This window comes from Salmonella sp. JXY0409-18 (assembly GCF_020268625.1).
In the GTDB taxonomy this organism is placed as follows: Bacteria; Pseudomonadota; Gammaproteobacteria; order Enterobacterales; family Enterobacteriaceae; genus Salmonella; species Salmonella enterica.
In genome coordinates this window covers 733,815-748,604 of sequence record NZ_CP084216.1, presented here as the reverse complement: position 1 = coordinate 748,604, position 14,790 = coordinate 733,815, and the positions used below count along the sequence as shown (strand labels likewise).

Annotated in this window: 14 protein-coding genes; 3 read left to right on the top strand and 11 right to left on the bottom strand. The window is 48.5% G+C overall.

Going from position 1 to position 14,790, the window contains the following annotated elements; all coding sequences use genetic code 11:
* Positions 1–61 precede the first annotated feature (61 nt).
* Genes ripA through ripC form a run of 3 tightly spaced genes read right to left on the bottom strand, consistent with a single transcriptional unit; the run spans position 62 to position 2,805 of the window.
* A complete protein-coding gene (ripA, locus tag LDB27_RS03590; protein ID WP_000982331.1) occupies positions 62–1,387 on the bottom strand; it encodes an itaconate CoA-transferase RipA/Ict in 1,326 nt (441 codons plus the stop codon).
* Positions 1,388–1,411: 24 nt separating this feature from the next.
* The gene (gene ripB / locus LDB27_RS03585) at positions 1,412–1,939 is read right to left on the bottom strand and encodes a (R)-specific enoyl-CoA hydratase RipB/Ich (protein WP_001094310.1); all 528 of its coding nucleotides are present in this window, start codon (positions 1,937–1,939) and stop codon (positions 1,412–1,414) included.
* A gap of 23 nt (positions 1,940–1,962) precedes the next feature.
* Positions 1,963–2,805: an itaconate degradation C-C-lyase RipC gene (ripC, locus tag LDB27_RS03580; protein WP_001112900.1), complete on the bottom strand. Its 843-nt coding sequence runs from the start codon at positions 2,803–2,805 to the stop codon at positions 1,963–1,965.
* A 91-nt stretch (positions 2,806–2,896) separates the two neighbouring features.
* Between ripC and ripR the strand changes: the two genes are divergently transcribed.
* Positions 2,897–3,775: an itaconate degradation transcriptional regulator RipR gene (gene ripR / locus LDB27_RS03575; protein WP_000423176.1), complete on the top strand. Its 879-nt coding sequence runs from the start codon at positions 2,897–2,899 to the stop codon at positions 3,773–3,775.
* Positions 3,776–3,822: 47 nt separating this feature from the next.
* On the opposite strand, the gene LDB27_RS03570 is transcribed toward ripR, so the two are convergent.
* Positions 3,823–5,562 carry an arylsulfatase gene (locus LDB27_RS03570; RefSeq protein WP_000745174.1) on the bottom strand — a complete coding sequence of 580 codons (1,740 nt, stop codon included), beginning with the start codon at positions 5,560–5,562 and terminating at the stop codon, positions 3,823–3,825.
* Positions 5,563–5,630: 68 nt separating this feature from the next.
* Positions 5,631–6,815: an anaerobic sulfatase maturase gene (locus tag LDB27_RS03565; protein ID WP_023231040.1), complete on the bottom strand. Its 1,185-nt coding sequence runs from the start codon at positions 6,813–6,815 to the stop codon at positions 5,631–5,633.
* A gap of 511 nt (positions 6,816–7,326) precedes the next feature.
* Here LDB27_RS03565 and LDB27_RS03560 point away from each other — a divergent pair.
* Positions 7,327–8,010, top strand: coding sequence for a helix-turn-helix transcriptional regulator (locus LDB27_RS03560; protein WP_001275364.1), 684 nt, complete (start codon positions 7,327–7,329; stop codon positions 8,008–8,010).
* 104 nt (positions 8,011–8,114) lie between these two features.
* Here the strand turns inward: LDB27_RS03560 and LDB27_RS03555 are convergent, their stop codons facing one another.
* From LDB27_RS03555 to LDB27_RS03540, 4 genes are all read right to left on the bottom strand, one after another.
* On the bottom strand, positions 8,115–8,672 hold the full coding sequence (locus tag LDB27_RS03555; RefSeq protein ID WP_000100109.1) for a DUF3156 family protein: 558 nt from the start codon (positions 8,670–8,672) through the stop codon (positions 8,115–8,117).
* Positions 8,650–10,149 carry an APC family permease gene (locus tag LDB27_RS03550; RefSeq protein WP_000475960.1) on the bottom strand — a complete coding sequence of 500 codons (1,500 nt, stop codon included), beginning with the start codon at positions 10,147–10,149 and terminating at the stop codon, positions 8,650–8,652. The genes LDB27_RS03555 and LDB27_RS03550 overlap by 23 nt, the downstream gene beginning before the upstream one ends.
* Before the next feature lie 208 nt (positions 10,150–10,357).
* A complete protein-coding gene (locus LDB27_RS03545) occupies positions 10,358–10,732 on the bottom strand; it encodes a cupin domain-containing protein (RefSeq protein ID WP_000542983.1) in 375 nt (124 codons plus the stop codon).
* A gap of 14 nt (positions 10,733–10,746) precedes the next feature.
* Positions 10,747–12,048 (bottom strand): NAD(P)/FAD-dependent oxidoreductase, encoded by a 1,302-nt coding sequence (locus LDB27_RS03540; protein WP_001092825.1) that lies wholly within the window; start codon positions 12,046–12,048, stop codon positions 10,747–10,749.
* 161 nt (positions 12,049–12,209) lie between these two features.
* Between LDB27_RS03540 and LDB27_RS03535 the strand changes: the two genes are divergently transcribed.
* Positions 12,210–13,694: an NAD-dependent phenylacetaldehyde dehydrogenase gene (locus LDB27_RS03535; protein WP_001286382.1), complete on the top strand. Its 1,485-nt coding sequence runs from the start codon at positions 12,210–12,212 to the stop codon at positions 13,692–13,694.
* Positions 13,695–13,829: 135 nt separating this feature from the next.
* Here LDB27_RS03535 and iraD read toward each other — a convergent pair whose 3' ends face one another.
* Both iraD and LDB27_RS03525 read right to left on the bottom strand, forming a co-directional pair.
* Positions 13,830–14,210, bottom strand: coding sequence for an anti-adapter protein IraD (gene iraD / locus LDB27_RS03530; protein WP_001543513.1), 381 nt, complete (start codon positions 14,208–14,210; stop codon positions 13,830–13,832).
* Positions 14,210–14,695: an Hcp family type VI secretion system effector gene (locus LDB27_RS03525; RefSeq protein WP_000338753.1), complete on the bottom strand. Its 486-nt coding sequence runs from the start codon at positions 14,693–14,695 to the stop codon at positions 14,210–14,212. The genes iraD and LDB27_RS03525 overlap by 1 nt, the downstream gene beginning before the upstream one ends.
* Positions 14,696–14,790 lie beyond the last annotated feature (95 nt).

Genomic DNA, 14,790 nt, shown 5'->3' with positions numbered 1-14,790 from the left:
GAATAGACTCATGATGTTTATATTTTGGGGATGCTACATTAAAAATAGCATTAACCTACTTTTAAATCAGATGCATTTTTTTTGCATCTACTCTAAGTTGCTGCCGAAAATTGGGATGCGCCAATTCAATGATCCTGAGCGCACGCTCGGTTGAAGAGAGCCCCTTCAGGTTTACGGAGCCAAATTCAGTGACTATCCAGTGCGTATCCGTTCGTGGGGTTGTTACAGGCCCCTCAAGGCGGGGAACAATACGAGAAATCGTATCATTCGCGGCCGTTGAGCGGGTCGTAATAATGGAACGACCTCCTTTAGATGCATATGCGCCTCTGACAAAATCCAATTGCCCTCCTGAAGCACTGTACTGGTGTCCAAGCAAATATTCAGAGTTACAGGCACCAGTGAGATCGATTTGTAAGGTAGCGTTAATGGAGACAACATTCTCATTTTGCGCAATGATCCCCGGATCGTTAACATAATCGACAGGCCGACTAAAAAAAGAGGGGTTGTCGTTGAGATAGTCATACATATCCTTTTGTCCCATAGCAAAAGTAAATACAGACATTCCCCGGTCGATATTTTTACGCTGGTTGGTAACGACGCCTTGTTGAATCAAACTTACCAACCCCGGATTCAGCGCCTCTGTATGGACCCCCAGATCATTATGTTCCTTGAGCGCATTACAGATGAGCTCCGGTAATGCGCCGACCCCCATCTGGAGACAAGCGCCATCTGGCACAAGAGAGGCGATAATCTGACTGATAGCAATATCTTCGGCTACGGCAGTACGTATTGGTAGTTCAATTAAAGGGACATGGTTTTCAACAATGGCGTCAATTTCTGAAATATGGATTGCAGCACCTTCTCCATGAACGCGCGGCATATATTTGTTAACTTCGACAATAAGCTTTTTAGCTGTCCTCGCAATCCGGGTGGAATAATCGTTTCCAGTTCCAAAATTAAAATAGCCATACTTATCCATAGGGGACACGGTGTGAATAAAGGTATCAATACCAATATCATCAGCCAGTAATCGCGTCGCCTGATGAAAATTTGAAGGTACATAGTTAACTATTTTTCGCCCGGAACTCTCAATCCCCTGACGTATTAAAGCCCGTTCAATACCGGTAATAAACATACTGTAGAGATGAATATAGTCACTTAGCTCATAACGGAAAATAGTGTTCCCGGCAATGCTGGCTGTTTCATAACAGTAAACCCGCAGATCGTTGATTTCTCCCCTTTTCGCTCGCTTTGCCAGCGCATTCAGCAAAGCTGGAGGCTCTGCTGCAAACATTCCCATAGAGAGGTGACTGCCGGAGGTAATTAAAGTAACCGCCTCGTCAGGCGTCACGCATTTTTCGGCATACGCTGCATTAACATTCATCATGACTCTAAACCTCAGGGCGATTTCTCAATAAGCGGCGTCTTCTTCAGGCGAACATCCACAGCAATAAACTAACATTGTTCGTTCGAAGCGCATGACCTCTACACCATTCTGGTTAATACCACATGTCCGAACGGTAACGATGCCTTGTCCCGGGCGACTATTTGACAGGCGTTTGCTGAGTACAGTGCTTTCAGCATAAAGTGTATCCCCTGCGAAAACCGGATGGACGGCTTGTACCTTATCCCAGCCAAGATTGGCCACGACCCTGGCGCTGACAGTACGCACGCTCATACCGGTTAAAAGCGCCAGAGTGAACGTTGAATCAACCAGTAACTTTTTCCATTCCGTTTTGCTGGCGTAAGCCGAATCGAAATGGACCGGCTGCACATTGAGAGTGAGCAGGGTAAACCACACATTATCGGCGTCCAGAACCGTCCGGCCGGGACGATGTTCAAAAACATCACCGGGATAAAAATCCTCCCAGTAAAGACCCGAAATTTCTCGGTAGCGCCCCTCGCTAATGGTTTTATAAGCGGGTAATAACGTGTTCATAATCAATTCCTCTGTTAATAAAATCAGGAAAAGATCCCTGCCCGGGCGAGTAATCTCCGGGCCTGACGGGCAACGGCTGCATCTATCATCATGCCGCTAACGATCCCGACGCCTTTGGCATTCTCTGTCAGTACTGCACGAGCATGATTAATTTCTGCCGTTGTAGGAGTAAATGCGGTGTTGATTACACTAATCTGAGCGGGGTGAATAGCCGATTTTGCAGAAAAACCAAAACTGAGCGCCTGCAGCGTTTCCTCTTTCAGACCTGAAAAATCGCCTATATCAAAGAAGGGAGCATCTATTGCAAGAAGCCCTTTCATAGCGCAGGCAGCCACTATTCTGGCCCGCGCCAGCGCAAGAGGCTCCCAGGCGGGTGTGGCGCCAATGTCAGCCGCCATATCTGCGGCGCCAAACATCAACCCGCAGAGTCTGGGGGTGGCGTCCGCAATAGACTCAACGGCATTAAGCCCGACAACTGACTCAATAATGCCAATAAGGCGAGTATCAGAACCAGCCATCATGATAAGACTATCCACGATTTGCAGGTGCGCGGCTGACTCTGTTTTTGGAAGAATAATGTAATCAGGAAAAAAACGGCATTCCAGTAACATATGCAGGTCTTCAATGCCAGCATGAGTATTCATTCCATTAATTCTTAATGCTATTTTCAGCGATGAGTTTGGTCGGGATGAAAGGAACTGCATCGCAATTTTCCGGGCCTGCGCCTTGTCATTCGGGGTGACGGAATCTTCAAGATCGATAATAGAAATGTCCGCCGCACTTTCAACTGCTTTTATGAAACGTTCTGGTCGAATTGCTGGGGTAAAAAGCCAGCTACGTGTCGGTGTATGAGAAATATCGGGCATATTGCACCTCCTGTTAACCTCACTATGCGCTCGCTGGTTTCATTCTTCCAATATATGATGGTGCCATTCTTAATTGCTTTTGGAGATGAGGATGGAACTGCGCCATATTCGCTATTTTCTCGCCGTCGCTGAAGAGCGGCATTTCACGCGGGCTGCGACAAAAGTAGGCATAGGTCAGCCGCCGCTAAGCCAACAGATTAAGGATCTGGAAAGAGAGCTGGGAGCGCAGCTATTCCGGAGAGTGCCTCATGGCGCGGAATTAACCGAGGCTGGAAAAGCATTTTATGATGTTGTTAAAGGGATGCCTGCTACCGCGACAAGAGCCGCGCTGGCGGCGCAGCGTGTTGCCAGGGGGGAGTCGGGCGTGTTAAGGGTAGGTTTTACTGCCTCTGCGGCATTTAACAGTGTGGTGCCCGGCGCAATCCGTACTTTCAAGCGGGCTTATCCTGACGTTCGTTTGCAGCTTGAGGAAGGAAATACAACCCAACTGGCTGATGAATTGAATGAAGGATCGCTGGATGTTGCCTTTCTGAGACCCGGTTTTACAGGCAATGAACGGTTCCAGCTCAGGTTACTGTCTGAAGAGCCGATGGTTATTGTGCTGGCAGAAACGCATCCTGCTGCGGCGTGTAAACAGATTGCACTCTCGATTCTCAAAGATGAGTTTTTTTTACTCTTCCCACGTGAAATCGGCCTGTCGCTTTATGACGCAGTGATCGAGGCCTGCGGTAAAGCGGGCTTTGAACCGAAAATTGGTCAACTCGTGCCGCAAATTTCGTCAGTCATTAACCTTGTGTCGGCAGAGATGGGTGTGTCGATGGTTCCAGATTCAATGAGACAGGTTAATGTCAAGGGAGTAGTATACCGCCCCGTTGCAGACCAGATGCCCGTCGCAAAGCTGGCTCTGGCATACCGGCGCGGCGATACATCGCCAACGCTGAGAAACTTCATCCTGAAAGTCACTGGCTGAATGCGGTTATGTGAGCGTTGAATAATCATTTGAAACGTAACCAATAATTATTGGTCCGATTTTGTGTCTAAAGGAATCGCTAACGGAGCAGGAACTGGCTGCAATGTCTGTGGATCGACAGCCAGATAACGCCCGGTTTTACTGTCGATACCCACATAATCGATAAGCTTGCCTTTGGCATAAAGCACCATTGTCTGTTTTGCAAATGCCTCATATGCACTGCTCAGTATTTTCACTTTATCCACATAATCTGCTGCGAGATTATGCGTTTCCAGGGGGTCACGTTGCAGGTTGAATAATTCCCATGGCGCATTACCCGCCTGTGGGAATACTGTGACAAGACGACGCAATTTCCATTCCCCATCTATCCAGGCCGCCTGATTATGGAGTTCAACACCATATTGTGTGCGAGGCGCGTGCAGACTTTCACCGGTCAGATAGCGTTTAAAACTCACGCCGATCATTGGCAGTGTCGGTCTTTCAGATAATGATTTACTGACATCAATACCTGCAAATTCATAGAGCGTGGGCGCGACATCATACGCCGCCATTGTGGCGTTATCTATGGCGCCATTATGGATGATACCAGGACCGGAAATCATAAAACTGGTATTAATTCCCCCCTGACCGCTGGTCGTTTTGTGATAGCGACCATAAGGCGCATTGCTGACATCAGCCCAGTGGGGACCATAAGAGATAAATGAATTTTTACGACCAATATTTTCGTAACGATTATCGAATTGCTTCCAAAAATCCGGTTCAGATTCATAGTGAAAGCCCTCCGCCGGATTCACCCCATTATCACTTAAGAAGACCAGAATCGTGTTTTTATCGCGCCCGGTCTTTTTTAACGTCTCAATAACGGTACCAATCTGTGCATCCATATTGGCGATCATAGCAGCGTAAACCTGCATCACCTTCGCCGTATATTTCTGCTGTTCCGGGGTCATCGCCTGCCATTCTTTATCAAGTTCCAGTCCTGGCAGAGGTATGTCATCACGCAGGAAACCCAGTTTCTTCAAACGAGCAATACGCTGACGATAGACGTCTGCATAGCCCTGTTCATACTGACTTTTAAAACGACTAATCCATTCATCCGGTGCCTGCAGAGGATCATGTGGCGCAGTAAAGGCCAACCACGCGAAGATAGGTTGTTCCCGTGGCGTCTCGCTGATCCAGCGATTAATCTGGCTGGCATAGGCTTCGCTGGAGTAAAAACTGGAGGGCAGTGAAATGCGCTGATTGTCACGGGTATAATAGGTATGAAATATCTCCACGGTTCCCAGCGGCACGGCATCATCAAAGTGACTGGCGCCTCCCCCCATCAAGGCGAAAGAATGACGAAAGCCCCGATCTTTTGGCGTCGAGCCTGGCGTAAAACCAAGATGCCATTTACCCGCCATCAGCGTATTGTAACCAGCATCTTTAAAGCGTTCAGCCATGGTCGTCACCCGATCAGTCAGGCGCAATTCATAGCCTTCCTTACCTATGGTATTTTCATACCACCACATACCGCCTATACCCGCTTGCTGACTGGTGTTCCCGGTTAATAGCATCGCACGGGCGGGAGCAGACATGGGAGACGTGTAATATTGACTCATCCGCACGCCGTTCTCAGCCATCGCCTGCAAATTAGGCGTTGGGATTTCCCCACCGAAGGGAGTGATATCAGAATATCCCATATCATCAGCGATAATCACGATAATATCAGGACGTTCGTTTTGCGTACTGTGCGCCGTACCGGAGAAGATAATGCTGAGTGTGGCAAGTGTTACTTGTTTTTTCACGGCTTATTCTCCATTTCAGACTACGGATGTTGTACAAGAGCGGCGGGCAAATGCGGCAAGATGGACCATCAGCCCGAAAATCTGCCCATAACGTCAGCACGCCAGGCTTTCAGTCCATTCAGATTCCGGGGCCAGGCGCGTAGCGGAGCCAGAATCTCAGTGAAAAAAGAGTAATAGCCGCTACAAAGTCGGTTGTAGCCGGCACTGTTGATATGTGCGGGGCAGCCTCCCTGGCAGACTATTTTCACAGAACACCGTTGACACTCCCGGCGCTGGCTTTTCTTAATACCAAAGGGAAGCCGGGTTGCGGTATCTACGGCTGGCGCTAACATATTATTAGAAAGCTGTCCCAGGTAATGCTGGCTATTAATCAGATGATCGCAGGCATAGAGTTTGCCGTCCGGCTCCATGACCAGATTCGTGCCGCAGCGGGCGGAATGGACACAGGTGGCGCTGATATGCGTAAAATATTGTGCCCATGCCTGTTCAATGTTGATCACAAAGACCCGCCCCATATCGCCGCGTTTGCGCCATTGACGCCAGATATCAATCATGAAACGTCCCCAGTTATCCGCACTCAATTGGTAACGTTGCTGTAGGGCGTTGCCTTCGTTCATCAGTGGCTGAAATTGCAGATAACGAGCGCCAAGGCTAACAACATGATCGTAGATGGCTGCCGCATGGCGAGCCATGTCATCATGCACGACAATCAGTACGTTAAAATCGACTCGATAGTGTTGTAACAATGTGATTCCCCGCAACACCGCCGGATAACTGGACTCGCCGCGTTTGCCCGGACGATGGTAATTTTGCAAGTCTTCACTGCCCTCAAGACTGATGCCAATAGTAAAATTATTGTCGCGAAACAGACGACACCAGGCATCGTTTAACAACGTCGCATTCGTTTGCAGACTATTACTGATCGTCACGCCGTCAGGCGCATATCGTTGTTGAAGCGCTATTACCTTTTTATAAAAACCGATTCCGGCTAAAAGCGGTTCACCGCCTTGCCAGACAAAATTAATTTCACGCGCACTGGCAGGTTGCGCCGCAATATAGCGACAAATAAAAACCTCCAGCGTTGATTCATTCATTTTTTCTACGGGCGTTTCGCCCTGTGGGTAATAACAATAGCGGCAGGCCAGATTACACGCAGGGCCTATGGGTTTTGCCAGAATATGAAAGGGTATCTGCGCGCGATATTCAGTCATTACGGGGATTTGTTGTTGCCGTAATGTGTTGAGATTCAACATTATTCTGTCCTGTAATTATCATTTCTGATGCGGAGACATGACTCACATTTCGCAATAGCGTCCGTCTGGTGCTGCGGGCAGAATGCCGAAAGCGGGCTGTATCTATTGATACACCGGTTTTCTGCATAGCGCATGACGCTATTGAAACGTTATTTAGCAAATCCTGTCTGAACCAGAAATTAAGTCTCTGTTAACCTGCGCTATTACAGAAAATCATAGAACAGGCATCTCAAAAGAATATCGTCCTGAAGGACGAGAACCCACGGCATTTTCAGGAGATGAGTCAACCGCGACAGAAAAAAATTATATTAATAATTTTTAATTATTTTTTAGAAAACCAAACAGGATTTAAATTAAAACTGTTTTATTTCAAATAGTTATAAAAAATACCGTAACACGCGTCACATTATTAACATGTGAATGATTGTGTTAACCGAATGTAAATTGTATGTTTCAACATACCACTATTTTACTGCGCCCCGGCACGCTCATCCGGATGGAAGGAGATAACATGTCAGCCTTATCAACTACTGGCCATAATGACGGGATCACTCTCCATTGCTTACAGAGCATTGCGCAACTCATTCCTCTGTCGTCGGCGGTTTTTTATCGTGTTAATGCTTATTTAAAGCCAGAGGCCTATGTTTTACATAACATTTCTAATAGCACACACCAACAATATCTGGAGCATTTTCAACCATTAGACCCGCTATCGCCTTCCCGGTTCGGCCAACAGGTTGTTACCGTAGCGACGATGACGCCCGGTATCTGTGCCCGTCATCGCCATTATTATCATGAATTTATGCTACCTAATCATGTGTGCGACATGATTGAGATCTTTATTCGTCGGGGCCATCGTATTATCGCGGGCATTTCATTAATGCGCGATATACCTTTTTCCAGCGAAGAGCGTTTGCGAGCCCAGGCAGTACAACCATTACTGGGACTGGCAATTCATGATTCTCTTCAGGAAGACAACAATCTGGCGTCAATATTGACCGCAAAAGAGCGTGAAATTGTGGGAATGGTCTGCGAAGGGGCCAGTAACAAATTGATTGCCCGTCAGTTGAATATATCTCTCTCAACAGTGAAAACGCATTTACGCAATATTTTTGCTAAAACAGAAGTGATAAATCGCACGGAACTGGTTTCCCGAACCAGAATGTCCTCGGTACAACATTCACTGAATATGTGAAAGCGTTCTTTTTACCCCGCGTCAAGTGCGGGTCTTTTCCCCATGTGTCATATATGCCTGAATTAATACCATTCTCTGAGCTGATGCCTCAATAAAATGTCATATTATCTGGCGTCGGTATCCTGTTGCAGCCATTGATTCATGGCCTGATTGATCATATTTATCACACTAAGCAGAAGAACACGCTGGTGCCGCTCAAGCCGCAGATAACGGCGCAGCGGCGGCATTTTACAAACCACTTCGCTAGCAGCCCATAGCTCAATGCTGCAATACCATTCCTTATGATGTAAAACCAGCGTAAACCGACGATAATCCAGTTCACTCAGTGCCTGTTGTAAATTGGGGAAACGATTAAGATAGTTAATCAGCCCGGCGGTACTTTTGCTGCCAGTAAAAATGACGGGATAACGTTTCAGCCATCCGGGCTGATGAACGCGAATTTTGCCCTGCAAAGGATAATTGATTGTGCCTTTCACCCTGAATTCACAACTGTGAATACTGGCCATGAATAATCGTTTTTGCTGAACATGGCAGATAACCTGGGTAAATGCATTCAGATGCAGCACGGCGCTATGTTCGGTCAATTTTTCACAACGCCAGCCGCTCAAATCACGTAACACCATGTTCATTAATGTGCTCTTAAACCAGGGGACGGAGGACATCTGGCGTCATCTCTTCATTGTTTCGCTTTTCATAATTGCCCATCGCCCGTTCCACGACCTCTTCTACCGGAAGCGGGAGGAAAGGATTAACCCGTTGCACACATAATGTCCAGAATAAGGCATAGGCGGCAGTCAATCCAAGCATAATACCGAATGGTATAAGTACATCCCGACTGTTCATTCCTGGAGGTGCGATATTAATAATGGCGATAATAATACCCACGCTCGAAATAATCTGAGGTAAGGGGAACCAGGGGGCCCGGTAAGCGCGTGGCAAATCGGGGCGCCGAATACGTAAGATAACGACCGATAACGTTACCAGCAGATAAGCTACCCCCCAGGCGCAGACCGCAGCGAGGATCAGCGGAACAATGTGGTCGATATCACCGTTCAGATACCAGGCATGTAAACAGGGAATCGCAACACCGAATGCGATGGCGATGACCGGTGTTTTAAAGCGGGGGTGCAACCAGGTTAGAAACCGCGGCAAAGCGCCGTCCAGCGCCATGCCGTATATAATACGCGGTACTGCCGCCATCAGCGTATTAATTGTCGCACATCCCGCTAACAACAACCCCACGCCCAGCCAGTATTGCCCGACATGTCCCATGACACGATTGGCAAAGGCGGGAATAGCCATCGGCGTATCCAGTAAAAAGATATGGTTTGCCGCATCGACAACCACATTATTTACCTGCCGGTTAATCGCAGCGCCATAGAGGAACATACAACCTGCCACCGCTAAAAGGCCAAGCGCCATCGCTCTGGGAATCGTACGATGCGCTTTTTTAATTTCCGGCGCCATTGGCGTTACCAGTTCACAACCGACGAACATAAACATCGCCATGCCAATATAACCAAACAGACCAGAAAGATTACTGACATCAAGCGGTGCGCCAAACCACCCAGAATGATGAGTGACCGGGGATAACAGGATCCCGCATAAACCGAAGATGGTCAGGGTAGTCCACATACCGAAAGTAAGAAATACTTCCACCTTGCCAAATACTTCAACACCAATGGCATTCAGTAACCCGAAAACCACTACCATGCCGACGCCAACCATCCAGGTATTGTGCTGCATGGCCACGTGTTCGCTAACAGACTCAAAGTTCACCAGCGCCATGACGCCAGCGAGAATCGTTTCTGCCGTGCCGGCAAAAATGTGTACGATCAGGTAAGCGCAAAGCGCACCGGTGATAGCGAAAAAACGCCCCATTCCGCAGGAAATATAGTCGTAGACGGAGCCAGTTGTGGGAATAAGCGTTGCCGCTTCGGCAAAGGTGGTAATCTGCGCTTGCATCATAATAAATGCCAGTAATACCGCAAGGGCAAAGGTATCTCCCCCTGAGCCAAAACCACTGGTCACGGTCAGGATCACCGGGCTTGCCATAATCAGCCCGACGGAGCTGGCAAGCGTCGTGGGGAAACCAATAACGCCACGTTCAAGATGGCTGGCAAGTCTGTTTTTAAACATGGTCAACCTCTTCACTATTATTACAACAATAAATTACCGCTCCGGAATAACGCTTATTTATGGCAGGCAGCGCATCTAACAGGTATCGTCCTGAAGAGGGATAACGGTAAATAACGTTGTGACGCCGTCCCCGCATGCGCTAATAGCAAGTGGGGAGCGCGTTATTCTCCCCAGTGATACCAACGCTACTGACGAACAATTAAAGGATTCAATCCTGTTTATGGCTTTCAACGTTTGCCAGATAATGTTTTACAAAACGGGGCGTTAAAACTTTCCATGCCACTTCGGTTCCCTGTTCAACAAACCAACTATCGCCCGGTGAAAAACGTATCGGTTCCTGACCAGCGACAGTGAGTTCCACTTCCCCTTCCAGCACGGTTGCGTGCTCGGTAAAGGGATAAATCATCGTGAAACCGCCGCGGGTCGATGAAAACAGTCCACAGGTAAATACATCCTCAGGTTTACCGTAAATCATCGCAACGGCGACCTGGGGATCGCCTTCTGTTGGCAACGCCCCTAACAGGCTGACACTCCCGACTGGCTGTAATTCAGGAACAGGTTGATTGAGTTTAAAAGCGTGCATTAATGTTCTCCTGGTTAATTCCGGCCTTTCCAGAAACCGGCTGTTTGATGTATCAGTTTTCCCGCACTGACCAGCAATAGACGTAAACTGTCGCGACCATAAATTGTCGCGTGGGGAATGCTACTCATCAGACGATACCGCTCGGAACCGCCATTTATTCCTTCGGCCAGGATTTTGCATACAATATGGGAAGGCGTGACGCCAAATCCGGAATAACCCTGAACATAAAAAACATTATTGTGTTCACGAAGCGTGCCAATCTGCGGAAACAGATTCGCGCTACAGGCCATCGGTCCGCCCCAGGCAAAATCGATTTTAACGTCTTTCAAATAAGGGAAGACCTCCGTCAACAGAGTGCGGTTCCAGGCAGCAAAATCGTGCGGGGTATATTCAAGAAACCTTGTGGCGCTGCCAAACAGCAGACGGTTTTCTTTTGTGAGACGGTAGTAATTTATCACCGGGCGGATATCGCTAAAAGCCCCGCGCAAGGGACTGATCCGCTCAACAAGCTCGCTGGAGAGAGGTTCTGTAGAGACCTGATAAGAATAAGTAACCAGCGTTTTCTTATAAATTTCTGGTTCCAGATTATTGAGAAAACTATCACAGGCCCACAGCAATTTGGCTGCTTTTACGCTGCCCATCGCAGTACGTACCCGCACAGTTTTACCGTAACTGACCTCAACCACAGGTGAATATTCGAATATCTTCACCCCCAGCGAATTCGCAGCCTGAGCGGAGCCCAGCAATAAATTCAGCGAGTGGACATGCCCTCCCCCCATATGCTTGAGAACACCGCAGTAGACGTCGGAACCGATAACCTGCTGCACGTCTTTACCGGTATAGAGTTCAATATCGTCTTCCGGCGTAGCGGCTTTGAATTCTTTTTCCCATTGTTGCAGCGTTTTTAACTGCCGCTGGTTGTAGGCCAGATAACCATATCCGGGGACAAAATCAGCATCAATATGGTATTTACGAATTCGCTCCCGAATAATACCCGCGCCGAGGTTCGAGATTTTAAACAGCGTCTCCATTCCCGCTGCGCCTACATATTTTTTAACGGCTTCGATGTCGTGACCTATACCGGCCATTACCTGACCGCCGTTTCGTCCGGTGCCGCCATACCCAAGATGACGGGCTTCCAGAACGACAACATTAGTGATCCCCTGCTCCGCCAGTTCCAGCGCGGTATTGATGCCTGAAAAGCCACCGCCAATGATCACCACATCGGCATCAATATCCTCTTGCAAAGCAGGAAAATGCAACGGGTATTTTTTCGTCGCGCCGTAGTAATTCAACGCATCGATTTTTGTATTCATCGCGTTACCTTGTCATCACGCTTGACTAAGAGCGCTATCACAGCACGGTAACGTTTTACAAAATATCGTCCGGAAGAATGACGTTCTTTGGAACGATATTCAGCTCCGAAAAAGTATGTTGGGATGGAAAAACGTACATTCCTGACCTACAGGCACTTCTGATGAGCGATGTGACATTACTTGCCGAAGTAACGACTTTTTTACGCCAACGACACGGACAATTTATTGCAGGTGAACGTCAGGCCGGAAACGGCACGAACTTTTCGGTCACTAACCCAGCCACCGGCAAAATCATCGCCGACGTTGTGTCGGCAACCCCTGCGCAGGCAGAAGAGGCCATGCAGAGCGCCAGACGGGCGTTTGATGTCTGGCGTAAAATGCCAACGTTACAACGCGGCGCATTACTGCTGAAACTGGCTGATACTCTTGCCGCTCATCGTGAAGAGTTAGCTCAACTGGAAAGCGTCTGTTCAGGTAAAACGATTCTGCTGTCGCGCGGTCTTGAACTCGATCAGTCAGTGGCCTTCCTGCGTTACTTTGCCGGTTGGGCAGGAAAAATAACCGGTGAAACGCTGAATGTCTCCCTGCCATCAATGGGAGAAGAGAGATACACAGCGTTTACCCAACGCCAACCCATTGGCGTGGTCGTCGGTATTGTGCCGTGGAATTTCTCAATTATGATTGCTATCTGGAAGCTGGCCGCAGCGCTGGTATGTGGCTGCACCATCGTCATTAAACCAAGTGAATATACCCCGCTGACACTGCTGCGAGTCGCTGAACTGGCTAAAGAGGCAGGTTTCCCTGATGGCGTAATTAACGTGGTAAACGGTGCTGGCGGTGAGATAGCGCAACAGCTGATAGCGCATCCAGATTGCGCCAAAGTGAGTTTCACCGGGTCAGTCGCGACAGGTGAGAAAGTCCGGCGTTCGGCAACATCGTCAGGAAAACGCGTTACCCTCGAACTGGGAGGGAAAAATGCGGCGCTGTTTCTCAATGATCTCTCGGCACAAGCCATGGTCAACGGTATTCTTGAAGCCGGTTATCTGAATCAAGGACAGATTTGTGCTGCCGCAGAGCGTTTTTATCTGCCCCAGGAAAAACTGGATACAGTCATGACGCTCCTCAGGCAACGGTTATCGGAGATCGTGCCCGGGTCGCCTTTAGATGAAAAAACGGTGATGGGCCCGCTGGCGAATCAGGTTCAGCTTGAAAAAGTGCTGCGTCTGATTCAAATCGCACGGGAAGAAGGGGATACCATTGTTTACGGCGGTGAAACTTTACCCGGCGAAGGGTACTTTTTACAGCCGACGGCGGTAAAAGTGCGTAGTAAAAACAGTACGCTGATGCACGAGGAGACCTTTGGCCCTGTCTGTAGCTTTATCGGTTATCAGAATGAAAAAGAGGCGCTTTCGCATATCAACGCTTCGCCATTTGGCCTTGCAGCAAGTGTGTGGTCGGAAAATATGTCTAAGGCATTACGCTACGCTGAAGATATTGATGCTGGCATGGTGTGGGTCAATATGCATACCTTCCTCGATCCTGCGGTACCCTTTGGAGGGATGAAAGGATCGGGCATTGGTCGTGAATTTGGTAGCGCGTTTATTGATGACTATACCGAACTTAAATCTGTCATGGTCCGTTATTAACCATCCTGAAAATGATGCAGGCAGATCAACCATACCGAAAGGTGGACTGCCTGCCTGATTATCAGGTTCGCTCGCTGCGTTTTATTGCTTTTGGGGTAATGTAAAACGCCCGGCCCGGCGTTCTTTTCTGCATTACTAGCGCCATCTACCGTTAGAGTAGGCTATCTCCAGTCTTAACGGTTCAGACTCATCCTGTAACATCGCTTCCAAAGACAACGCCAGCGTCTGATGATGGGCATCTTTTACACTGACTTTCAGCATGTTGATGCTCGGTTCATAACGTAAAATAGCAGCGCGAAGCTCACGGCAAAACCAGTTGAGAACCCGTTTGTCACCCACATTCACCTCGTGCCATTCCGGCATACCCCGAGTGAGCAGCGGCGGTAATGTCTCGCCACCTGCCACAGCGCAAGAGTTGAATAAACACATTAACTTGCGGCGTACCAATTCATGTGGGCTTATCCCCTCAACCAAGAGCCTGTCGAATAGCGCGACCGGAATGGTTGGCGTCATCATCATTTCCCTATCTGGTCCATCGCCAGATCCCATACTGACGTTCTGGACTCCTGTTGAGCGCCGTCTGATTTCTCGGCAGTGATTTGCCATTCGATTTTCGTGAAGTTCAGCGACATCGTTTCCACCGGCTTACCGCCGGCGCCGCCGCTAACACTGAGTTGTGATATCAGCACGTTTGTCAGGGTATAAACGATAAGCGACCGCATTTTGCCGTCGTCATTGCGGCACAACGTCAGCACCGCGGTTCTAATTAGCCTCCCGCTACAGCAGTACTCATTGAGCACAGGCGTGGCGAGGTCGACAAATTTGGTGAGCGACATTTCACCAACATGCGCACGCCCGGAAGTCCGCTCAGTGAGGCTAACATCGTTATTTACCTGCATTGCCACATTGTGGCTATAAGACATGATCTCTATCTGATCTTCAAAGCCTTCAACCTGGCTTTCGCCTTTGATATTGTCGAGCTTTAAAAAAATCGCATCCATGATTTATCTCCTTGTTGATCAGGTGGCAGTTCAGCAGCCAGACGAATACCAGCAGCCAACGCTTGTGACTCTTATTAAAAGCGCAACTACCAAAA